20 protein-coding genes are annotated in these 21,758 nt (G+C 45.4%); 9 read left to right on the plus strand and 11 right to left on the minus strand.

All coding sequences use genetic code 11. The annotated features are described in order from the left end of the window. A partial coding sequence (locus tag Q8J68_RS06935; RefSeq protein WP_370867614.1) for a hypothetical protein occupies positions 1-377 on the plus strand: 377 nt, incomplete at its 5' end. Between the two features lie 31 nt (positions 378-408). Here the strand turns inward: Q8J68_RS06935 and Q8J68_RS06940 are convergent. Continuing rightward, entirely contained in the window at positions 409-1,185 is a 777-nt protein-coding gene (locus tag Q8J68_RS06940; protein WP_305310795.1) for a winged helix-turn-helix domain-containing protein, read from the minus strand. 184 nt (positions 1,186-1,369) lie between these two features. Here Q8J68_RS06940 and pncB point away from each other — a divergent pair, with 184 nt between their 5' ends. Together pncB and Q8J68_RS06950 are read left to right on the plus strand one after the other, a co-directional pair. After that, complete coding sequence (pncB, locus tag Q8J68_RS06945; RefSeq protein ID WP_305310796.1) at positions 1,370-2,572, plus strand: nicotinate phosphoribosyltransferase; 1,203 nt, start codon at positions 1,370-1,372, stop codon at positions 2,570-2,572. Positions 2,573-2,777: 205 nt separating this feature from the next. Further along, entirely contained in the window at positions 2,778-2,987 is a 210-nt protein-coding gene (locus Q8J68_RS06950; protein ID WP_015054940.1) for a TRAM domain-containing protein, read from the plus strand. Positions 2,988-3,271: 284 nt separating this feature from the next. Here Q8J68_RS06950 and eif1A read toward each other — a convergent pair whose 3' ends face one another. Beyond that, positions 3,272-3,613, minus strand: a complete 342-nt coding sequence (eif1A, locus tag Q8J68_RS06955) for a translation initiation factor eIF-1A (RefSeq protein ID WP_083858181.1) — start codon at positions 3,611-3,613, stop codon at positions 3,272-3,274. Between the two features lie 278 nt (positions 3,614-3,891). Then, positions 3,892-5,187: a DEAD/DEAH box helicase gene (locus Q8J68_RS06960; protein WP_305310797.1), complete on the minus strand. Its 1,296-nt coding sequence runs from the start codon at positions 5,185-5,187 to the stop codon at positions 3,892-3,894. Positions 5,188-5,685: 498 nt separating this feature from the next. Here Q8J68_RS06960 and Q8J68_RS06965 point away from each other — a divergent pair, with 498 nt between their 5' ends. After that, a complete protein-coding gene (locus Q8J68_RS06965; RefSeq protein ID WP_305310798.1) occupies positions 5,686-6,009 on the plus strand; it encodes a Rieske (2Fe-2S) protein in 324 nt (107 codons plus the stop codon). A gap of 29 nt (positions 6,010-6,038) precedes the next feature. Here Q8J68_RS06965 and Q8J68_RS06970 read toward each other — a convergent pair whose 3' ends face one another. Beyond that, complete coding sequence (locus Q8J68_RS06970; protein ID WP_305310799.1) at positions 6,039-6,782, minus strand: class I SAM-dependent methyltransferase; 744 nt, start codon at positions 6,780-6,782, stop codon at positions 6,039-6,041. Positions 6,783-6,918: 136 nt separating this feature from the next. Here Q8J68_RS06970 and Q8J68_RS06975 point away from each other — a divergent pair, with 136 nt between their 5' ends. Further along, the gene (locus Q8J68_RS06975; RefSeq protein ID WP_305310800.1) at positions 6,919-7,830 is read left to right on the plus strand and encodes a S16 family serine protease; all 912 of its coding nucleotides are present in this window, start codon (positions 6,919-6,921) and stop codon (positions 7,828-7,830) included. A gap of 227 nt (positions 7,831-8,057) precedes the next feature. On the opposite strand, the gene mtaB is transcribed toward Q8J68_RS06975, so the two are convergent. The 5 genes from mtaB to Q8J68_RS07000 all read right to left on the minus strand — a co-directional run bounded on the left by mtaB (position 8,058) and on the right by Q8J68_RS07000 (position 16,241). Continuing rightward, the gene (gene mtaB / locus Q8J68_RS06980) at positions 8,058-9,437 is read right to left on the minus strand and encodes a methanol--corrinoid protein co-methyltransferase MtaB (protein WP_305310801.1); all 1,380 of its coding nucleotides are present in this window, start codon (positions 9,435-9,437) and stop codon (positions 8,058-8,060) included. A 12-nt stretch (positions 9,438-9,449) separates the two neighbouring features. Further along, complete coding sequence (mtaC, locus tag Q8J68_RS06985) at positions 9,450-10,214, minus strand: methanol--corrinoid protein MtaC (protein ID WP_305310802.1); 765 nt, start codon at positions 10,212-10,214, stop codon at positions 9,450-9,452. Between the two features lie 579 nt (positions 10,215-10,793). Then, positions 10,794-13,592, minus strand: coding sequence for a PAS domain S-box protein (locus Q8J68_RS06990; protein ID WP_305310803.1), 2,799 nt, complete (start codon positions 13,590-13,592; stop codon positions 10,794-10,796). A gap of 227 nt (positions 13,593-13,819) precedes the next feature. Continuing rightward, positions 13,820-14,584: a methanol--corrinoid protein MtaC gene (mtaC, locus tag Q8J68_RS06995; protein ID WP_305310804.1), complete on the minus strand. Its 765-nt coding sequence runs from the start codon at positions 14,582-14,584 to the stop codon at positions 13,820-13,822. Positions 14,585-14,750: 166 nt separating this feature from the next. Continuing rightward, positions 14,751-16,241: a small ribosomal subunit Rsm22 family protein gene (locus Q8J68_RS07000; RefSeq protein ID WP_305310805.1), complete on the minus strand. Its 1,491-nt coding sequence runs from the start codon at positions 16,239-16,241 to the stop codon at positions 14,751-14,753. A gap of 155 nt (positions 16,242-16,396) precedes the next feature. On the opposite strand from Q8J68_RS07000, the gene Q8J68_RS07005 reads away from it, so the two are divergent. The 4 genes from Q8J68_RS07005 (at position 16,397) to Q8J68_RS07020 (ending at position 19,387) form a co-directional block, all read left to right on the plus strand. Beyond that, positions 16,397-17,425, plus strand: coding sequence for a hypothetical protein (locus Q8J68_RS07005; protein ID WP_305310806.1), 1,029 nt, complete (start codon positions 16,397-16,399; stop codon positions 17,423-17,425). 66 nt (positions 17,426-17,491) lie between these two features. Then, positions 17,492-18,403: a DMT family transporter gene (locus Q8J68_RS07010; protein ID WP_305310807.1), complete on the plus strand. Its 912-nt coding sequence runs from the start codon at positions 17,492-17,494 to the stop codon at positions 18,401-18,403. A 154-nt stretch (positions 18,404-18,557) separates the two neighbouring features. Continuing rightward, positions 18,558-18,893 (plus strand): carboxymuconolactone decarboxylase family protein, encoded by a 336-nt coding sequence (locus Q8J68_RS07015; protein WP_015054924.1) that lies wholly within the window; start codon positions 18,558-18,560, stop codon positions 18,891-18,893. 170 nt (positions 18,894-19,063) lie between these two features. Further along, positions 19,064-19,387 (plus strand): hypothetical protein, encoded by a 324-nt coding sequence (locus tag Q8J68_RS07020; protein ID WP_015054923.1) that lies wholly within the window; start codon positions 19,064-19,066, stop codon positions 19,385-19,387. Between the two features lie 57 nt (positions 19,388-19,444). Here Q8J68_RS07020 and Q8J68_RS07025 read toward each other — a convergent pair whose 3' ends face one another. Together Q8J68_RS07025 and Q8J68_RS07030 are read right to left on the minus strand one after the other, a co-directional pair. Then, positions 19,445-20,797, minus strand: a complete 1,353-nt coding sequence (locus tag Q8J68_RS07025) for a glycosyltransferase (RefSeq protein WP_305310808.1) — start codon at positions 20,795-20,797, stop codon at positions 19,445-19,447. A 46-nt stretch (positions 20,798-20,843) separates the two neighbouring features. Further along, positions 20,844-21,758, minus strand: a 915-nt coding sequence (locus tag Q8J68_RS07030; protein WP_305310809.1) for a glycosidase, incomplete at its 5' end; no start/stop codon positions are given.

Below are 21,758 nucleotides of genomic sequence, written 5' to 3' on the forward strand. Positions count from 1 at the left end.
TGATCATAGTGGTACGTGAACTATCCCAAAAGGACATCGAATTGCTGAAAAAGCTTGCACCGGAGTGCGCAGGCCTTATGTGCTCTGGTTCAAGGGCACCCTACAGGTCGATACTGCCACCTCTTTCCAATCACTATTCCAGGAGCGAAGAGGACTTCAGGATGCGCATCTCGCTCCTGGATGCAGGAGAGCTTGGCTATCTGGTATCCCTCATCAGGAGCGGAGAGGAAAGCCTTGGTTGCGTGCCTCCTCAGTATATCCAGGTATTTCTCGGGATGGTAGAGGAGAAACTGGGAACAGAGACAGCAGAGGAGCTTCTGAGAATATATCTTGCAGGACATGAGTGCCCACCAGGAAATATAATTGGCCTGAAATAAGACGTTCCAGTTTTTTATTCTTCCCATTTCTTCATTCATGCAGATCCTTGTACAGTCCTGCAAGTCCATGCAGGATTGTGTAGCCCCTTTGTGTGAGAAAGTAGTCTCCACGCTCGTTTCTCTGGCTGACTATCTTGTTATCGGTCAGTTTCTGGAGATGGAACAACAGGTTTCCTCCCCGAAGACCTGTTACCCTGGAAAGCTCAGAGAAACTCTTTGACCCTGTGCTAAGTGCCCGAAGCATCAGAAGGCGTTGTTTGTTCGCAAGTGGTTCGCATATACAACTGACCACCTCATCCGGGAGTTCACTTATTCCAGGGGCTGCCCGTTCACTCTTATTTTTGCCTGAGACTTTCAGTGAGCGGATGAGGTCCAGTTGCTTTGTGAAAACTTCTGAGGCATGGGATGTGCATGAATCACAATTCTCGGTAGTAGCCAATTCCCTGAGTTCCTCAAAACGCTTCTCGTATTGTTCAATCACCTCTTCATCCACTTGGTTATCCATAAGTAGTAAAGCAGTTTCCTGGAGCAGTTTCTCAAAAGCTGCTCTGCAGATCTCTTTCTTGTTGCAGTCTGTGCACATCCTGCTGCTGAGGGCATTTTTGCTGTCCTGGATCATGTAATTTATCAGCGGCTTTGAAATGTCGTTCTTCAGTTCCGAAAACATAATGTTAAGTTGCTGATCATTCGCCTGCTCGACCACTCTGGCGACAACCTGACTCAGGGATGATATATCTGCTTTTATTTCTGCAAGTTCCTCCAAATAATGGTTTTCTTGCAGGTTTGTTTGATTTTCATTCCTTTTCATGCATGTACCTGGACTCTTTCTGTACACTTTAATGACGTTAAGCTATATTTATGTGTATAGATTACCTTTTAGACGATAGGTGCTTTTCTGGTCATGTGAATATTTCACGCAAATTGGTATATACAAAGGAAGTAATACGGGAAGTAATACTGATTCAGGCACCATGGTATACAGGAAGGATCTGATGATTCGCTCTATCCTTGATAACGACCTTTACAAGTTTACAATGCAGATGGCAGTCCTGGAGACTTTTCCGGATGCTCATGCTGAGTACAGGTTCACCAGCAGGGGAACTCAGCGCTTCACAGAAGGCTTTGTAAGGGAGCTAAGAAGGGTAATAGATGAACATATCTCTTTACTCATCCTTACGGATGATGAGTATCGCTGGCTTAAGGCAGAATGCCCTTATTTTAAGCCCATGTATCTTGAATACCTGAGGAATTACCGCTTTGACCCTTCTGAGGTTAGCGTGGCTCTTACCTCTGACAACGATCTTGACCTGAAGATAAAAGGTCTATGGCACAAGTCTATCTTATGGGAGATCGTGCTTATGGCTACTATCTCAGAACTATATTTTACTACTGTAGATACGCAGTGGATGGATAGTGCATGTGCCCGGCCGGAAAATTCTGTTGTAACCAGATACGGCTCTTTTATAAAGGCTATCGGAAGGAAACTTGAAGCCGGTAACTGTACCTTTTCAGATTTTGGGACACGGCGGCGCAGAAGCTTTGAACTTCATGACCAGGTGATAAAGAACCTGGCATATCTGAAAGTATTCACAGGTACCAGCAATGTCTTCCTTGCAATGAAGTATGGGGTTCATCCTATCGGTACTGTCGCACACGAATGGATCATGGGAAATTCCGCTCTTGTCGGCCTGAGGAATGCAAACCACTTTGCCCTTGAGAACTGGGCCGGGATTTACAAAGGCGAACTTGGGATCGCATTATCAGATACTTTTGGTTCGGAAGCCTTTTTTGCCAATTTCAACATGAAGCTCTCAAAGCTGTATGATGGAGTAAGGCATGATAGCGGGGACCCTATAAGGTTTGCAGATCGCGTGATCGGACATTACAAGGCAATGGGTATAGATCCTCTTAAAAAGATGATTGTGTTCAGTGATTCCCTGCATGCAAGGGATGCTTTAAGGATTAAGGAACACTGCAGGGAAAAGATAAACTGTACTTTCGGGATAGGCACAAGCCTCACTAATAACCCGGAATTTTTCAGTACTAGTCCTCCTCTTAACATGGTCATCAAACTGCATGCAATTGACGGAACTCCCGTGGTTAAATTGAGCGACGATGAAGGGAAGGAGACCGGTGACAGGGACGCTCTCAGGGTTGCAAATTACATTTTTGGCAGGAAAGGCCTTGACGAATGACGTCTTCTCTTATTTTTGAATTGCACTGGCTGCATGGCGCAATGCTTATATAAGACGATTGCCTAGTAAGTGTGCTTTAAGATTGACTGTTTTGTTAAACGTATGGCATTAGAAGGTATTTGGTTAAATAGTACGTCTTTTCCGTTATGTTTTCAAGTGTAGTTAGGTCTTTTTAAGCTTATACCCAAAATGGATGTGAAATTATATGTTCAACAGAACCGAAGAAACCACAGCACCGGTAACAGCCGGCGAGAAGTACGACGTAACAATTGAAGACATTGCAAGAGAAGGCGACGGAATTGCAAGAGTAAGCGGCTTTGTCATCTTTGTCCCAGGCACCAAGGTTGGCGACGAAGTTACCATCTCAGTTACAAAAGTGATGCGCAAGTTCGCTTTTGGTCAAGTTGCAGAATAACTGCAGCGCAATGATCTGATGTGAAGGACATGATCCTTCAAAATCACTTTTTTAATTAGGATTCTACTTAGGTATTCTTTTTCAAACCAACATTCACTTGCGGTTTTACCTGCGACTGCCATGTATTCTTGTTTATATCTTTTGCTATGTAGTGATATCACTCCCGAGAGTGCAGCAAATCACAGTATATGAAATCATAACAAAATGTCATGACCAGTGCATAGTACACAGATCAACAGTGATTATAAATCACGAAGAAAAGTAAGAAATGATTGTTCATCTCTTTACTTAAGATATCCTTTATTCTCAAGCCAGTTGACCTGTGGCCTGGTGTATTTCCATACTACGTCAGCTTTTTCGTCCTGGAAGGACCACGGAGTCACTATTACGATGTCTCCTTCATGAACCCACATTCTCTTCTTCTTTGAACCGGGGATCCTGCCCATGCGAACAGTGCCGTCCATACACTGTAATCTTACCCTGCTTGCACCCAGCATACTGGAAACTGTAGCCAGCACTTCATTCCTGTCTTTACGGGGTGTTCTTACACGAACAACTTCAGGAGCATCCCCGGGTTTTCCACTGCTTACGTTACTTTGTCTTTTCCTACTGTTATAATTAGCCAGATTGATTCCTCATTGTCATTTGCTTAGTGCGTGTTTTGCTTGCTCTTTATTAAAAAAGGGATATTCAATGAAATGCTGTTACACAAAAGGTGCAAAACACTTGAAAAATCCTATTCGAATAAAACTCTATCCCGGGTCTGCTTCCCTTGCAGCCACCTATGGCCACATTTAAAGGCCGGTAAGTTCTCAAGTCTGAACAATCTATGTTGTTCACTATATATAACTTGAACCGTAAGACCAAATAAATGCCGGTGTAAAAACCGGCACTATTGCAGTGTTCACTTGTTATCTTCAGCGAGCATCATCTTCACAAGTGCTGCGGCAACATCCACAGATGTGTACTCTTCTTCTGTCATCCTCTCTACCCAGTTTATATATTTGCCCATGTGGCCCGAATCAATTGTATCTTTGACCTTCTGTGCCAGCATATTAGCCTTGATTTCCTCGGCATCGCTTCTTGTTGGCACTTTCTGGCTGAGTATTTTCACATTGGTGTACTTCTGGATACTTTTGATCTTGTAAAGCTCCCTGCCGGTAACGAATGTGAATGCACGTCCCTGTCTTCCTGCCCTGCCGGTCCTTCCTATGCGGTGGACATATGATTCCTCATCCTGGGGCAGGTCAAAATTGAAAACAACCTCTATGTTCTCCACATCTATTCCACGGGCTGCCACGTCGGTGGCGACAAGGGTCTCTATGTCCCCTTTCCTGAAGCTGGCCATAACCCTTTCTCTCTGCTGCTGCTTCAAATCGCCATGCAAGCCGTCTGCCAGGTATCCTCTTGTCTTAAGAATATCGACCAGTTCGTCAACAGCTCTTTTTGTATTACAGAAAACCAGAGAGGATTTAACATCATAGATATCGATGAGCCTGCAGAGCACCTCCGGTTTTGTATGGAACTTCACTTCAAAGTAAGACTGTTCCACGTTGGGGACTGTAACTTTCTTGTGAATGGTCTTGACAAGCTGAGGGTCCCTTTGGAACCGTTTTGTCAGTTTCATTATAAGTGCAGGCATGGTTGCTGAGAACATGATGGTCTGCCTGTCATCCGGCACCTTGGTCAGGATAAGCTCTATGTCCTCCCTGAAACCCATGTCAAGCATCTCATCTGCCTCATCGAGAACTACCATTGCTACATTCTCAAGGTTCAGTGTCTTGCGCTCTATGTGGTCCATGACCCTTCCGGGTGTTCCTATGATGATGTGGACCCCTCTGCGCAGAGCCTTGATCTGTCTGTCCAGACTCTGTCCGCCATATATGGGCAGTATTCGGAGCTTCTGGTAAGCTGAGAGTTTGGTCAGCTCGTCTGCAACCTGGTTTGCCAGTTCTCGTGTCGGGCAGAGCACGAGGACCTGTACATCATTGAATTCCGGATCTACCAGCTCAAGGGCAGGGATACCAAAGGCTGCTGTCTTGCCAGTCCCTGTCTGGGCCTGTCCGATCACATCCTTGCCTTCCATTATTAATGGGATTGCCTGCGCCTGGATGGGAGTCGGCTCTTCATAACCGATATCCTTGATGGCATTTAAAATACTTTGTGAAAGATTAAGTTGACTGAATGTTATAGATTCCATTTCATAAATTCCTTTAGTGGTTAAGTGCTAATCCTTAAAGTGCAGCGTCCAGGCGACGACCTCAAGGATCTTTCACCTGCCAGCATATCATTTTTAAAGTCAATGTTCCAAGTTGCTTTGTTGAACCAAAACAATAAAGAGCAATATCGCCTATAACAGCAGCAAAGGAATTAAGCCTGTCGGTGAAAACATAAGCTTTCAGCAATCGCAAGTTCCTCAGAAATTGACCCTCTTAATGAATATTTTAAGGTGTATGTGGCTCCTAACGTGTTCTATATACCTTTATCTAAAAGAAGGTGCTTCTTTTTATTAACGGTTTAACATTAATTATTTATACCTCCAAAACTTGCCCTCTATGAGTGAGTTGCTATGTGCTGTTTGCACTTGTCAGGATACTGAAGGGAGTTTAACATCAATTTTACCAGCAGATGCAACTTAAAGTATACATACACAGGATAAAGCAGTTATCAGGAAGATCGTCCTTCCATGAGGTGGAACATGTCCGACTGGGTCTTTGCAATTGAAGAGGATAAACTGAAAGAGGAGTCAATAAAAGTCTTCAAGACAACCGATAAACAGATCGCTCTGATCAAAAAAGATAATACCATATATGCGCTTTTGAATTTGTGCCCTCACATGGGATGTCCTTTAAAGAACGGTACTCTTGAGGGGTATGTGCTTAAGTGCCCATGCCACAACTGGGGTTTTGATATAAGGACAGGTGAGAACGTGGATACCGGAGAGTATATCGACATGGATGACCCCCGGGTCGAAACCTTTGAGACACAGGTGTCAGAAGGTAAGGTTTCTGTTCTATTATAACGGAAGAAAGAACAAAACCTATCTTATCCTCATTTTTGCATGATGAAGAACACATACCCGTATTCATCCGAATATTTCCTGAAAATCTCTATTTCTTTCCTTGAAAAATCAATTACCGACTCCGCATCTTTATAGCCTCTGAATTTTCCTTCTATCGAATCAAGCCTTCTCTCAAGGGAAACATAAAAATCATCCCACCATGCAGATGCCGGCAGCCTGAAACTGCCGATGATAGTGTAGCCAGCAGCCTTAATCACTTTTTCATTTTCAGGTATGCTCTTCATAGCAGGATAACATTCCTGCCAGAACTGCAGCGCCTCTTTTGATGGAGTGTCAGTGAACCAGGCTGCCTCTGTCAGTGCCATGAAACCGCCTTCTTTCAGAAAGCGTTTCCAGTAGTCAAGACCTTTTTCAAAACCGATGACAAAGATAGCTCCTTCGCACCAGATCGCATCGAACTCACCATTTTCGAACGGTAAATCGTCCATGGAGGCACATAAGGTAGAGATCCTGCCCGATAATCCTTTTTCTGCCGCTTGTTCCAATAGCTTGTCCATATAGGGCTGGTAAATATCAGTTGCAGTAATGTGACAGTTCTCACATATGCTCGCAAGATGGAGGGTCTGCATACCTACGCCACATCCGATATCCAGTATCCTGGCACCTGAAGGAAGAGGTTGGAGCAGGTAGAAGGCTTTTTCGGTACACTTATTGCTGCCGGGGCCCTGGCGTGGCAATCCATCAAATATCTCAAAAATCGCTGATTCATCCATAATAATGCATCAACTTCCTCCCATTAAATGGTTCCCATTATTTCTTGAAAGTCATGGCCTGTTCCTGTAGATTGTTTTTCATCAGTATAAAAAATATACAGAGAAATCGTAAATACCAAAACATGCATATCTACATATGATGGGCAATAGGGGTATTGTGCTTTTACTTCTTGTTTCCCTGGCTTTCAATATGTATTTACTCGGGCCGGATACGATAACCGAGAGATTTGAAATGCAGGGAGATGAGTCATCTCAGCAAACAAATGATGAACTGAGGGAACAGCTTGAAGAGTGTAACCAGTCTTTACAGGCATGCGATCTCCAGCTTGAGTTTTACATAAACAGGCTGCTGGAAATGGAAAGTCGTTCTGATGTATGTCCTTTGACATTCCTGGGCAATGCTACTATGCAGGCACCTGCCGTTGTCCAGAGGATCGAGCTTATAGAAAGAGGACCTTTTGTCAGGCAAACAGTCACAGAAGAAGGAGCCATGCTTGATGTATCCGTGGAGATGGTCCCTGGAAAAGGAAGGGTGCTGGTACAGACAGTGCCTCTTATGGGTGTGGTTTTCCAGGACACCGCAAATATAGCTGTCTCCCTTGCACAGGAGCGTACAGGTGCCAACCTTACACAAAATGATGTCATCTTCAGTATAATGGCAACTGAAGAGATACCAGGAGTCGATGGGCCAAGTGCCGGCGCTTTAATGACAGTATTAATGATCTCTTCCATCAACTCCGAGCAGCTGAATCCTCTGGTGACGATCACCGGTACAATTGATGAACGCGGGAACGTGGGTGCTGTTGGCGGGATCATTGAGAAAGCGCAGATCTCAAAGGAAACAGGAAAGGAACTTTTCCTTATTCCGGAAGAGAACCGGCTGCTTGAGATCTCCAGTGTTAGTGAGCGCAGGGTAGGGAGTATTGTCATCTCTGAAGGAGAAAGTGAAATGGTCGATGCCAAATCATATATTGAGGAAGAGATCGGTATTCAGGTAGAGTATGTAAGTGATCTCGATGACCTTATGGAACATGTCTTCGCAGATTAATTATCAATACTGTGACAGAAGAAGTTATCAAAGGCCTGCAGGAAATCTTAATACTTGTACATGGCCATAATGACGATTGTGGAGTTGGAGGTAGAATTGATGGCGACGTGACCTTTTTTTCCTGCAAGGCCAATGAGTATGATATCGTAATTGTGATTATGTTGTGAAATATGATCTGAAATATAAAGGAAGAAGTTTTCCGAAGAAAACTCCTGTCCTTGCTACATTTAGAGAGCGTAGTTCTCTGGCTTGAATACCTTTACTTCTGCCTTGTATTTCTCCATGCAGTCGCTCATGAACTTCTCTGAATCTGAGGTCAGAACTGCGAGTTCTTCGGCTGCCTTGTTGAGTGCATTGGTCTCGAACTTTGTCATCTCAAGACCCTCTGCGCTCTTCAGCAGGTTGCAGCATTCTGTTGCAGCGTTCTTTGCACGGAGGTAGATGTCGTTTCCGTCCTTGACGATTGCCTGTCCGACCTTGTATGCGTTGTCGTATGCAAGGATATAGGACTGTGGGTCTCTGAACCTGTCGGATGCCATGAGGAGGTCCCTGAGGATCTTCTCATTACCGGACTTGAGTGCAGTGTTCATGAGTGCACAGTCGTAGCTGAGGGACTCGGACCAGCACTGTACGGTCGTACCACCGAACTCAGCGTGGTATTCGACTGACTCGTTGGACCACAGGTCACAGCACTGCATGATGAGGTTACCCATGACATCTGAGTGTGCGCAGGTTGAGGTCTTACCTTCGAATGCCATTGGCATACCGGTGATTCCCTTGATTATGATGTTCTCATAACCACAGTCTTTTCCTGGACCAGTTGCGCCTGCTTCGTATCCGGAAAGTGTTCTTGCACCAGCGAGTGTCCTTGCGATGATTGCGAGGGTGTGTGCGAGGTTCTTGTCAAGGAGGCCGCCTGCAATGAACATTGCAGTGTTTGCCTGTGCACAGTCGGTGTCACCTGCTGGAGTCACATTCTTCTGCTGTGCGACCTTTGCAATGCCCTGCCAGAGGAATTCCATGTCCATGCTACCGAGACAGCCGATTGCATAGAGCATGCCAGGGATGTCGTTCCTGAGAACAGCGTAGTCGAAGATTTCCTTACCACCCATTGATTCAATAGAGAGGAGGTCCGCGCCTGCATCTGCTACTGCCTCGAATGATTCCATGACGACGTTGTACTTGTCGCCTCTGAGCTGGAGGAAGTCCTTGTCTTCCCTGACGTCACCAGGGGTGTGCCTGAGTGCGCACTTGATGCCGTATTCCTCATGGTATTCTTCCATGATGGTCTTCTGTGCGTGTGCGACCTCTGCTCCCCATGTTGGGTTGTTGGTCATCTGCTGGACGTGCTCTGTTTCAAGTACTACTGATGGGAAACCGACCTGGACCATCCTTGCCATGATGTCCCTTGTGATCCTCTGGTACTCGTTGACGAGTTTCTCTTTTGTCTCTCCGGCTTCCGGCCTTGGAGCGTAGTTGACCTCGGCGGTTGTGTAACCTGCACCGATCTCCAGGCCCAGACCTGCCTTTACAGGGCTCTTTGCACGACCGAATACCATCTCATCAGCATTGCTGTATGCCATTGTTGTGAATTTCTTGACTGCCATTTAGCTCACCTCTTAGTGTTTGTGGAATGTTGCTTTTAATTCTGCCAGGCCTTTTCCTGCCAGTATTGCATCTGCCATCTTTGGTGCGTCTGCTGCTTCTTCACCATATACTCCGAGTTCGTAGGTTGAAACGAAGTCCTGGTTGACTGCTCCGCCACCACACTGGAATGGCATCCTGATGCCTGCTTCAAGGAGTCTGTCGTTAACTTCCTTGAATGCGTACATGGTGGTTGTCATGAGTGCTGTACCGGTGAGCATCATTGGGCTTTCCTTCTTTACGCATGCAATGACCTCGTCTACCGGGACGTCACGTCCAAGGTCGACAACTTCATAGCCGTTTGCCCTGAGAAGTGCTGCTACGATTGACTTTCCGATGTCGTGAACGTCACCCTCGGCAACGTGGACAACTACCTTTCCTTTTGGCTTTGGTGATGATCCTGCCTCTGCTTTACAGAACTCGATACCTTCGAGCATTGCATCTGCGGACATCATGACATTTGGAAGGAAGATTACACCCTGATCGTACAGTTCGGTGACGACTTTCATACCGACCATCAGTGAGTCATCAATAAGGGATATCGGATCTTTCCCGGCTGCAATTGCTGCCTTAAGACCCTCGATTACATCATCCTCTTCACCCTCAAATATTGCCTCTGCAATTGCACGGTTGAGCTCATCCTTTGAATAGAGTTCCGCTGCTGCGTCTTCAGGGGTCATTGATTTTTCCATCTTAACGTTGTATCTTATGAGGATACCTTCTTTGTCTACTATTAACAATTCTATACCTCCTTCAATTTATTGATCTATTAGCTGAGCTTGAAACAAGCTCAATCCAATCTACACAATGGGTCCGTCTCGAACCTCCTTACGCAAAATCTTTTTTTACTATATAAGTATGGCGGAAGGTAGGTACACATATATAAGTGTTACTCGTGAAGACTAATCTCATTACTACCATTTATAAAAATCAATCATGCTTGTAGATACTGATTTTATATGGTGATCTCTAAATTTGAGAATAATTTGTTTTTTAGATAGCAATATGTTTTTATATGTCTATTTTTACTTTTGCATTTTACTCACATATATAAAATAATGTATTGTTGATTATGCATATTTCACTTAATAATAGTTTTAATCGTCCTGATGCTGCTGTTTTGGTGTGTCTCTATTTTTGGTGCACTATGTAGGAGCGCTTTCAAAAGATATCTTTATATCTTATGTCAGGAAGAGCTATTTTCAGCTCAGAAAGGAATTTATCTGTACTAAGAAACCAGTAATATGGATTCTAAAAAAGTATTTTATGCAAGAATCCTCGAGCAGGCAAAGATTAGTAAAATGAGTGAAAACGGGCCTTTATGGTTCTACTCTTGAAAGGCAAATTACGACGCTTTTACCATCCAGCTGTCCCAGAGTGCAGCGTGTTTGGGCAGGTATGAGTTTTTTCGATCTTGCCTCAAAAGGTATGTTATGCATGGACAGCCTGCCGTCTATCATATCTGCAATAACGGGGGCAGCTTCAAGTAACTTGTTCTGCGGATGCAATTTAAGGATGTTCGTGCCTTTGAGCTCTTCCTCGGTATGATCAAAGCATCTGCATGCAAATGGATTAACGTAAAGGATGCATCCATCATTATCGATCACGAACAGGATTTCCTGTATCGTTTCAAAAATGACTTTTAGATTCCTCATATCCTTATGGATGTCTACCTGTCCTCTCATACGCATTATCATGGGACCTACCTGTGCAGCTATTGTTTCAAGGGTGCTGCGGACATTGAAAGGGATTTCAAAAGAGCTGTGGGATGCAAGCATCAATATTGCTACCACCTCATCACTGTGCTTTACAGGAATTATCGCCGTGGCTTCCAGTCTCTCATTGATTGGCTTATTGCCGGGTATCATGGAATTGAGCTCATAGTACCTTGTATAGAGAGGGTACTCTGTCATCATCACTCTTTTATGTATGGAGCCCGTCGGGTGGTGCCTTATGCTTTTGATAAATTCCGGTGAGAAGCCTTTGTGTGCAACAAGATTAAGGTCGCCGGTGGATTCATCAATGAGATACAATACTCCGGAATCCATATTCTCTACCTGGGTGGCAAACTCAAGCAGCTGATCAAACAATTCCCCCGGATCTCCTACCGGGGTGAAAATCTCTCCGGGATCAGATACTATATGCATGAAATTCTTCACGTTCTTACGCTCGGTTATATCGACCACGATACCTTGCACATATTGCACGTTGCCGTCCGGATCGCGCTTGACAACAGATCTTTCATCAACCCACCTCACCTCGCCCGATCTTGTAAGTAGGCGGTATTCATAGGAGAGGTTTTCCACATCCCTGCACCATTGTTCAGTTTCTGTGGAAAGCCTGCTGATATCAGAAGGATGGACTATATCGCCGTACTGCAGTTTACCGGATAAGAAGTCATCGGCATCGTATCCAAACTGTGATATGTTCTCTGATACGAACTCCACAGGCCAGTCATCCTCGGGCTTCCAGAAGAAGATGACAGCAGGACTGCTCTTAATAACAGATTCCATTATCTTCTGTACTTCTATCAGTTCAAGCAACCTTTTTTCCTTATTCTTAAGGTGCGTAATATCTCTGATGATAGCCATGACAGCAGGTTTTCCATCATGCTCTATTACTGAAGAGTTGATCTCAGCAGGTGTGTTGCTGCCCTCCTTTGAGAGCAACTCCACTTCATATTTCAGAGGAGTATCTCGGTTCTTTTCCAGGCTCCTCTTGAACCTCTTCATCACCACACGTTTATAGTCCGCCTGGAGGAAATCTTCAAAAGGTCTCCTGAGTAGTTCTTCCTTTGAAAAACCGCTTATTTCGCAGAACTTCATATTTGAGAATACCAGTACTTCATCCTGCACAATTATGATACCATCATTACCTTTCTCGACAAGGGTGGAGTACTTCTTCTCTGAATCTCTCAGCTCCGCTTCTGCACGTTTCCTGTCGGAGATATCCCTGATGTTTATCATAACCGAAGGCTGTCCTTCGTGGCTGATGAACGAGAGCCCGATCTCAGCGGGCAGAAGAGCTCCGCTTTTTGTGACAAACTCTACCTCATTGTTATGGCGAAGGCTGCGCATGTCCTTGAGGACTTTCCGGAGCCTGCCTGAGAGCATCCGGCGGTATATATCAGGAACATATTCTGTCAACTGCCGGTTGCTAAGTTCCTCCCTGGAATAACCTGTAAGTTCAGAGAACTTACGGTTTGTGAACTTGAGTGTCCCTTCCTGAATAATGATAATGCCATCATTGCTTTCCTCAACGAGTGTGGAGTACTTTTCCCTGGAAGCCTTAAGTTCAGCCTCAGATGCCTTACGCTCTCTTATATCTCTAATATTGAGCATTACCGAAGGCTTTTCTTCACATTTGACATATGAGAAACTGATCTCTGCAGGGAATGAATCGCCTGCTTTTGTGAGCAGTTCCACTTCATTATTGCGGCCGGGACTTCTCGTATCCCTGAGAACCTTCTGAAGTCTCTTGGAGATCATCCGCTTATATGTCTCAGGTAAATATTCCAGGAAATTCCTACCTGTATTTTCTTCTCCGGGGTAACTGGTCATTTCAGAGAATCTGGAATTTGCAAATATGCAAACGTCATCCTGAATGATTACGATGCCATCATTGCCCTGCTCCACCAGGTCGAAATAATTCATGTTGCACAGACCAGGCTCACAGCTCTTTTGCGACACTGTGGCCTCTTCCAGCCTCAGCAGGATTCGCTGTCCGGGCTCTGCATCTGCAGGCAGACTCCGGGCATGGAGCAAAAACGCTCTACTCTGGGCAGAATGGTTGCAGGCTATCCTGATGTTTTCACAGATAGCACCTCTTTTTAACATGTCCTCAAGCAGTGGCCTTAGCTCCTGTAAGTTCCAGCGGGCACCTCTCACATCAGATAGGTCTTTTCCTAGTATTTCATCTGGCTTTGACTTGAAAAATGTGTAAAAATACTGGTTTGCGTAGATGATACACAGAGCGCTGTCCAATACAGCAAGCGGTTCCTGCATTACGTCAAACACATCCCGGAAAAAGTTGTTTTCTCCGTCAATAAGGCCGCTTTCCCGGTGGCCTGGTTCTGCAATACCTGAAATCATGTCCCTGCCAGATGCATCTGTTTCCATGTATGCACTGTTTTTGGTACTGATAGAGACATCTCCTTTTTGCTGTTTTCCCTTAGTTCTTCCTTCTGGCCATATTAAAAATCTTTAGCCAAAAAGAGAGATTAAATACTAGGTATACAAATATAAATCGCTCACATCTAACATAGGACGCTTCCTTCAATCCAATCTACACACACAAGGATCTGTCTTTGGGTGTGAGCAACTTCAGTTTCGGTAATAATTGAAGGTCAGTTCCTGTGGAACCGTTCCCTGAGGTCTTCGATAGTTGCATTATTCAACACCTGATCGGCTATTTTTGGGACTATTGCTGCGTCATCACAATAAACCCCTATGTCGTATCGGGTCACGAAATCCTGGGTCACGGCACCGCCACCGCATATAAATGGAATATCAATGCCGTTCTCATGAAGGCGGTCCTTGATCTCCCTGAAGGAATACATTGTGGTTGTCATAAGGGCTGTGCCTGTAAGCATAATGGGCTTGTGCCGTATCACAGCGCTGATGACCTCATCTACCGGAACGTCGCTTCCAAGGTCTATGACCTCATAACCGTTGGATTTCAGGAATACTGTCAGTATCTTCTTACCGATATCGTGGACATCTCCTTCAACTACAAAGGATACGACCTTCGCCTTGAACTCATGGCTGCGGTCGGAGGCACGCTTGCAATACTCTATTCCATCGGTCATTGCCTGCGCCGATATCATGACATCCGGCAGGTAAAGCAATCCGTCGTCATATAATTTTGAAACGATGCCCATTCCTGCCATAAGGGCATCATCTATCAGTTGAATCGCATCCTTCCCCTGGTCCATGGCTTCCTGAAGGGCAGCAAGCACCTCGTCCTCATCTCCTTCAAAAACAGCCTCAACAATATCACGGATCAGTTCATCTTCAGGAAAAAATTCTCTTGCCACGTCGTCGGGTGACATCTCCTTTTCAAGTTTGACGTTATATCTGATCAGAATGGAAGTGGGATCGATTTCAAGCATAGATGCACCGTTTTTAATCTTCTGTACATGTGCTTACTGATGCACATTCAGAGGTAGGTAAATCCAATCTTCTAGTATATACAGTTTATCTTCGATAGTCTTACCATGAGTTGCTTTGCATATTATGTATGTGGCCTCTGTACCTGCACAAAACGGCAGAGGATGCTTATTCCTCTACGCTGCTCACGACAGTTCCCTTCCCAACCAGCAGGTTGTAAGAATCATTTGCCTCATTATATTTGACAAGCACGTTCTCGATAGCAAGGACAGACCCGTACTTTGTTTCCCTGAGCAGCTTATTCTCCAGGGTCAGACTGCTTAAAGGGATGACTGCATATACCTGTTTTACTGAAGTACCGTCGCAGATCTTATACAGGCTGTACTTTCCGTCCCCAAGGTCCCCGGACATAAGGGAAGCGATCACATTGATACGCTTACCTACATGACTTTCAAGCTTGGAAAGTCTTGCAAATTTCGCTTTAGGGGGCACCCTGAACTTTATTCTTGTAAGCTTGTCCTTACGCATGATGGCATAAGTGTATTTTATGTCGGTATTGACGTAGCGATAGGGCTCGTCACATTCAGCCAGCTTTTTCATAAGCCTGGTAGGCATGATGTCGCCTTGCTGCTCAAAGCTCCAGCATTCTTCCGGATTGCATCCGCTACCCCAGATAAAAGAGCAGGGACTGTAGATGCTAAGGCCCATGCCTTTGAGAGCAAGGATCAGCTTTCGTGCCTGTGTGGAGTTGACTTTGTCAGCAGGCTCGATGATGATTATGTTACCTTCAGGTGCAAGTTTCTCGGATAACTTTTTAACAACATCCGCTTTTTGCTCAATGGTCATTCCTTTGATCTCATTAAAGACATTGGAGAATACTATCAGGTCAAGTTTGTCAGGTATCAGGTCAATATCCAGTTTCTTGATATCTGCCTTTATAGGCTCTTCCACAGATATCCTTGATTTTATTGCAGCATACTGGGGCACGATAAACCTGTAGGCTTCCAGGTTCTCATCGAACATTTCCACTGAATAGATGCTTGCCATGTGATCGTCCAGCCTGTTGTAGAGGTCTGTCACAGCAAGCGGTACGGTTCCCGGCCCGCTTCCGACATCCAGTATCTTCATGCGTGTCTTCAGCAGACCTTCTTTTGCCATCCTGTACAGGATGTGCTGGAACTGCACGAAGTACACAGGGAATTGGTATGCCAGGTATCCAACAACATCGTAGCCCTTATCATATGTTATTTTCCGGGACTTGCCTTCCTTCCAGTAGTCTGCTTTCTGGGAGAGCACTGCTCTTCTTATCCTTTCCATGATAATAGGGTCGTCCCAGCTTTTCCCGGTCTTCTTCTCCAGGTATTGTTCCACTATCCTTTCAAGTTTCCTGGAAACACCGGGAGACTGGAAGAACATTTCATTCTTTTCCTTCTCCGGACCGGTGAGTTCTATATTACCTTTGGGCGCCCGGACTATCCTGAAATCCCCTTCCACCGGGATGGCATCCAGTCCCATATCCATCAATGATGTGTGTGCAGCCCTGTAAATGTCCTGCACTGACATCTCGCTCTTGATGTAATTTCGCATATCGGACAGCATGAACTCAGCTTTCATGCGCGAAACATACTTCAGTGCGGATATTACTTCCTTCTCAGTCATTGATGGGTTGATTGGCACAACTCCTGATAAAGTTAGTGATATAATTGTGGGCACTGCGGGCAGAGAACATTAAAATAATCGAAGGACAGAGTATCCAGAGTTTATTATTATGTGGGGTTGTTATGAACAGGAGAACACTTATATTAATTTTATTATTGACACTTCTCAGTGCAGGTTGTGCTGAGATGAATAACGATGTGCAGACTATATCCGACGATGCTGTTATCGTGCATCTGACATACGGTGCCTTCACCCTTCCGGAAATGGCCATCCAGGAGCTTATTGTGAATGAGACTGCTGTCAATCTCAGCATCTATGGCGGTGATCGCGAACTTACCAGCAGGTATGTCCGGCCTATAAATGAAGGCGTGCGCAACGACCTTCTAAGTCTTTTCCGGGACAACCATTTCCTGGAGATGGAGGAAACCTACGAGCCTCGTGAGGGCCAGCCAATTGTTGCTGATGTCGGTGTAGTGGAAATAAGCCTGATACAGGATAACTTCAGCAAGACTGTCAAAGTTGATCCTTACTACGAGGATTACATGCCGCAGGAACTGCGTGAGATAGACCGGGAACTGGTCAGGCTCAGGATGCATGCCATGTCTACCTCCACTGAGGAGGCACGTGCCATAGCCGAGGAATGGATAATCAATGCGCCAACCTATGCCTATGACGGCTCTAACCTGACCCTTACTGACCATGTGATCCTGAATTCTTTCCCGGAGCAACATGAAATAACGTATGAGTTCATGAGCAGTCAGGCAGGTTACGGAGACCAGTCCGGTGAGGTGCCAGCTCAGGAAATAACACAGCATACAATCGTAGTAAGGGTGGCCGGGGGAGAGGTCACATCTGCTATTATAGATGGTGTGTGGGATGAGATGTACCAGAGAATGTTATCAGATCTGGTTGTGATGGAATCCCCGATGCCTTGTGATGAGGCTCCCTGGGTACAATGGTACGAAGAGGGTAATATTCAGTTTCCCGCAGAACCACGCGAGGAAGAAATAGCCATTGCATACTTTGGCGAGGTCTATTCCATCGGGATATCAAATTTTGAAAGTGACCATGTGGACAGTGACACATGCAATTACACTCTGCAAGTAAGGCAAAGGGATGTAAGGATGATGGAGGACCTGGGCTGGGTGGAAGCCCGGCCATCCACATTCTATCTGCTGACGTGATTTGCATTTTGTCCTCAAATCCGGCAGGTCCAAACATATTTATCTAAATCCGCCCTTCTGCGCCACATGAGCACGGCACCCAAAAAAGCCTATATGGAACTGGTAGCAGGCTCGGTTCTATTTGGTATGCTGGGGCTATTCGTGGACAGGCTTGAGGCTGTTCCCACTCTTTCGCTTATCTTTTACAAGCAGTTCTTCGGGGTACTTTCCTTATTGGTATTCATTGTCATTGCAGGCAAGATATCCCTTCTAATGCCTCGCAGGAAGAAGAAATATCTGCTGTTGCTCGGTATTATTAACACAGCTACCCTGCTCACATATTTTGTCTGCATCAGGTACACCAGTTTCTCTGTTGCCATATTACTGCTCTATACGGCTCCTATGTATGTGACATTGCTTTCTCCTGTTACCCCGAAAGAGCCCATAACCCGCAAAGGCATGGTGGCACTGGCATTATCTCTCACGGGACTCCTTTTCATTGTGGACCTGCAGGCAGCGCTGGACGGCTTTAGCAACGGCGGGGAATATCTTCTGGGAATGACGGCAGGCATCCTATCAGGCTTCATTTTCGGCTGCGAGATAATACTCATCCGTTATCTGAAGGACGATTACAGCAGCGTGGCGCAATTGTTCTGGTACACACTCATCGGCGTTGTATTGCTCTTTCCCTTTGGTGCAAAACTCTCGCAACCAGTTCTGCTTGACAATCTTGGCATGCTTGTGTTCTTTGGCGTTATCAACACAGCACTTGCGGCACTTCTATATGTCAGCGGCATATCCCAGATCAAAGCCCAGATCGGCAGTATCCTGGCATTGATCGAGCCTGTCAGTGGTATCTTCTTCGACTATACTATCCTGCACACACCACTGTATGTGAGCACGATAATTGGGTGTGTCTTCATTCTGCTTGGTGCGACTGTTGCAGTCCTGGAGAAAAGCCACAGGAAATTTGGGAAACTTTTCAGGTTGCAGGTCTAGGCAATATTTGAGTCTGGCAATACCAGGGGAATTAGGGGAATTAGGCTTAAATATAAGGTGCTTCAACATATTTTGAAGTGCCATTATTTGCTATGATACTGAAATGGCACTGCAATGTTAACAGTGTTAAAAAACTATGACGGAGTCATCATAAATGAGAATGCTTGAAGAGTTCTTCCCGGAATTTACAGAAAAGCTTGACGAGATCGACAAGATCTATGCAGAGAAAAGACCTGTTGATGAGAAGACGTACCAATTCCTCTGTTTTGCACTTTCCATCAAGGCAAGATCAAAGCCATGTGTCCTGAAGCATTTCAAAGGCGCACTGGAAGCCGGTGCAACGGTCAAGGAGCTTACCTACATCCTCGCGCTGACCATGAGGGAAGCGGCAGGAGCCGATGACTGCTGGACCCATGATGTCATAGGGGAATGGAAAGAGATACTAAAGGGCAATGTTTCCTGCTGCTGTGCAGGAGATGAAGACAAGTAAGGTTATATAAGCGAGGACACCGCTGACCAAGGTGTCTCTGCTTAAATGCACATGCAGGCAATTGCGTGGCCTCCACTCAATTGTTTTATATATGCAGCAATCTATGAATCTATATAATGCCTGTCACCTTTGTTATCAGCTCTGGTGACATAATAAAAGAGGAATATCACATGCCAACAACAGTTACTGTAAACTCATCCATCTGCGGTTTTACCCACAGGATAACGGGGAAACTCGAAGGCAAGAATATAGTTGTGGATATTGAATCCCCATGTGGCAAGATTAAGAGCATGTCCCACATGGAGATACCCATGATGGAAACAATGGATATCAAGGACAATTACGTGATGGACAGGGCGCAGAAAGCCCAGTGCACTCCCATATGCCTTGTACCCTCCGGCGTACTGCATGTATGCAGGATGGAGACCGGAATGCTGTCAAAATCCCTATCTAAAAAGAATGAAAGAGTAAGTATAGAGTTCAATGAGGTATGAAGCCTGAGCAGAGGCGTCGGGCTTGCAGGGCATTCTGATACCTGCTCCCGCGCCTCATCACACTCTACCGTACTCATCCTCAAGCCTTTCAATATCTTCCTCTTCTATTTGATCCCCCTTTGCTATTTCAACAAATGTGAGATTCTCATCTCCTGTATTCATGATACGGTGAACAGCATTCATAGGTATGTCTACCGAATCCCCATCTTCCACTTTGAAGCTCTGTTTGTCTTCATCAACTATCCCTTTACCTTCAACCACAAACCAATGTTCACTCCTGTGGAAATGTCTCTGGAGGGATATTTTTTCCCCCGGCATCACGGTAATGGTCTTGACCTTGAAGCCCGGGTCGTCAGATAGCACTTTATAATATCCCCAGGGCCGCTTTTCCTCCGTTTTGCGTTTTTCCAGTATCGTTTTGTAGATATTGATGTACTCTTCTGCCATCCTGTTCGCTGAATAATGCTTCATGGCAATCTCCCGGCATCTTTTGCGAGAAACAAAGCTTATCTTTTTCAGTGCATCTACAGCCTCATTAATATCATTGACCACAAATCCGTTCTCTCCATTATGTATAAGTTCAGGCATTGATCCACGGTTGTAGGCTATAACAGGCGTACCACAGGCAAACGCCTCGACTATTCCCAGCCCGAAAGGCTCATCAAAATGGACCGGATGAATCAAAGCATAGGCATTTGAAAGCAGCTCTCTTTTAAACTCAGGATCAACGTGACCTTCATAGATTATCTGTTCATTATCAATCAGATGTTTGACCTCTTTGTCGAAATATTGCATATCAGGGATAAAGCCCGCTATCCTGAGTTTCATTCCCGATTTCTTTGCTATCTCTATAGCATCCTTTATACCCTTGAACCTGTCAAGTCTCGATAAAAACAGGATGTAGTCCTGTGGCTTTTCATTGAACGGAAAGCTCTCCACTTCAATACCATGTAGTACCGTACCCACATAGTCCAGTTCAGGGCATCTGTGCGAGTCACTGATGGACACGTAGAACGTCTTTTTGTTATACTTTTTGTACACCGGCAGGATAGACCTTGAAGAAAATCCATGTATTGTCGTGACAACCGGTGTGTCCACAAGCCCGCTGTATGTAAGCGGCAGGAAATCAAAGTGGTTGTGGATTATATCGAATTCATCCGCCCTTTCGAAAACTTCGGATATATGGAGACTTTCATAGACCTTCACATTCATCTCTTTGTCTTCCTCGTAAGGTCTCGGGTAGACAGAATGCAACTTTCCTGAAGTGCTTGAATCCCCTGTTGCGAACAGGGTTACATTAATACCTTTCTTTATCAGGTTTTCCGTTAGCAGGGACACAATATATTCCCACGGGCCATATTTTTTAGGTGGTGTGCTCCATGCGATCGGAGATAACATAGCTACTCTCATTATAATTCCCCTCTCCCACAATAGGAAATAATTGATCAAATAGGCGTTAATATTTTGGACTCGTGCTCATATAGTCCAGCAGATCGGATAACCGGGCAGTTGCTACAGATACATACGTATCCGCGCTTCCGTAGTAGAGGCGAACTTCTCCCTTATCAAGAATCCATCCGCACGGAAATACAACGTCATTGACGTCGCCTGTTCTCTCATAGAGCTCACGGGGTCCGAATATCCACCCTTCTGATCTGCAGATGACCTTTCTCGGGTCTTCAATATCCAGCAGTGCCAGCCCAAGGCGGTAGCTTATTTTTGAAGTAGTGGCGCGAACGCCATGATACATGATCAGCCATCCGTCATCCGTGCGAATTGGCTGGGGGGAGAGACCGATCTTATTTGCATCCCACCAGCCACCTTCACGGGCATACAGGAGAACCTGGTGCTCTCCCCAGTATATCATGTCCGGAGAGAATGATATCCATATATTGGATTTAGCATTGGATATGCTGGAAACAGGCCTGTGGAGCATCGCCCATCTTCCATTGAACCTGACAGGGAACAATGCTGCATCCTTGTTCTCAGGAGGCAATGTGGCTCCTATCCTGTCAAAAGTTTGAAAATCCTTTGTCATTGCCAGTGCTGTCAGAGGGCCGGACTCTGAATAAGCCGTGTATGCAACAGCCCACAACCCCTGTTCTTCGATATGGGTTATACGTGGGTCCTCTATACCGTACTGTTCTTCAGGATATCTCTCCGGATCAGCCGGGAATGTTGGATGATCATCTATCTTCCAGTCATCGTAACCGTTCCTGCTCCTTGCAACGGTCATATGCGAAAATCCTCTGTGGTCCTCGACCCTGACCATCAGGAGAGTTTCCCCGTTCACCAATACTGCTGCAGGATTGAACACAGAATTGGCCGGATAGGGCCAATCATCTGCTTTAAGTATAGGATTCCCATCATA

This window comes from Methanolobus sp. (assembly GCF_030682845.1).
Taxonomy (GTDB): domain Archaea; phylum Halobacteriota; class Methanosarcinia; order Methanosarcinales; family Methanosarcinaceae; genus Methanolobus.

Excerpts from the sequence above, each read along its gene's own strand:
- Q8J68_RS06940 (WP_305310795.1), bottom strand. The coding sequence starts at position 1,185 with ATGAAAAGGAATGAAAATCAAACAAACCTGCAAGAAAACCATTATTTG.
- pncB (WP_305310796.1), top strand. The coding sequence starts at position 1,370 with ATGATTCGCTCTATCCTTGATAACGACCTTTACAAGTTTACAATGCAG.
- Q8J68_RS06950 (WP_015054940.1), top strand. The coding sequence starts at position 2,778 with ATGTTCAACAGAACCGAAGAAACCACAGCACCGGTAACAGCCGGCGAG.
- Q8J68_RS06960 (WP_305310797.1), bottom strand. The coding sequence starts at position 5,187 with ATGGAATCTATAACATTCAGTCAACTTAATCTTTCACAAAGTATTTTA.
- Q8J68_RS06965 (WP_305310798.1), top strand. The coding sequence starts at position 5,686 with ATGTCCGACTGGGTCTTTGCAATTGAAGAGGATAAACTGAAAGAGGAG.
- Q8J68_RS06970 (WP_305310799.1), bottom strand. The coding sequence starts at position 6,782 with ATGGATGAATCAGCGATTTTTGAGATATTTGATGGATTGCCACGCCAG.
- Q8J68_RS06975 (WP_305310800.1), top strand. The coding sequence starts at position 6,919 with ATGATGGGCAATAGGGGTATTGTGCTTTTACTTCTTGTTTCCCTGGCT.
- mtaB (WP_305310801.1), bottom strand. The coding sequence starts at position 9,437 with ATGGCAGTCAAGAAATTCACAACAATGGCATACAGCAATGCTGATGAG.
- Q8J68_RS06990 (WP_305310803.1), bottom strand. The coding sequence starts at position 13,592 with ATGGAAACAGATGCATCTGGCAGGGACATGATTTCAGGTATTGCAGAA.
- mtaC (WP_305310804.1), bottom strand. The coding sequence starts at position 14,584 with ATGCTTGAAATCGATCCCACTTCCATTCTGATCAGATATAACGTCAAA.
- Q8J68_RS07000 (WP_305310805.1), bottom strand. The coding sequence starts at position 16,241 with ATGACTGAGAAGGAAGTAATATCCGCACTGAAGTATGTTTCGCGCATG.
- Q8J68_RS07010 (WP_305310807.1), top strand. The coding sequence starts at position 17,492 with ATGAGCACGGCACCCAAAAAAGCCTATATGGAACTGGTAGCAGGCTCG.
- Q8J68_RS07015 (WP_015054924.1), top strand. The coding sequence starts at position 18,558 with ATGAGAATGCTTGAAGAGTTCTTCCCGGAATTTACAGAAAAGCTTGAC.
- Q8J68_RS07020 (WP_015054923.1), top strand. The coding sequence starts at position 19,064 with ATGCCAACAACAGTTACTGTAAACTCATCCATCTGCGGTTTTACCCAC.
- Q8J68_RS07025 (WP_305310808.1), bottom strand. The coding sequence starts at position 20,797 with ATGAGAGTAGCTATGTTATCTCCGATCGCATGGAGCACACCACCTAAA.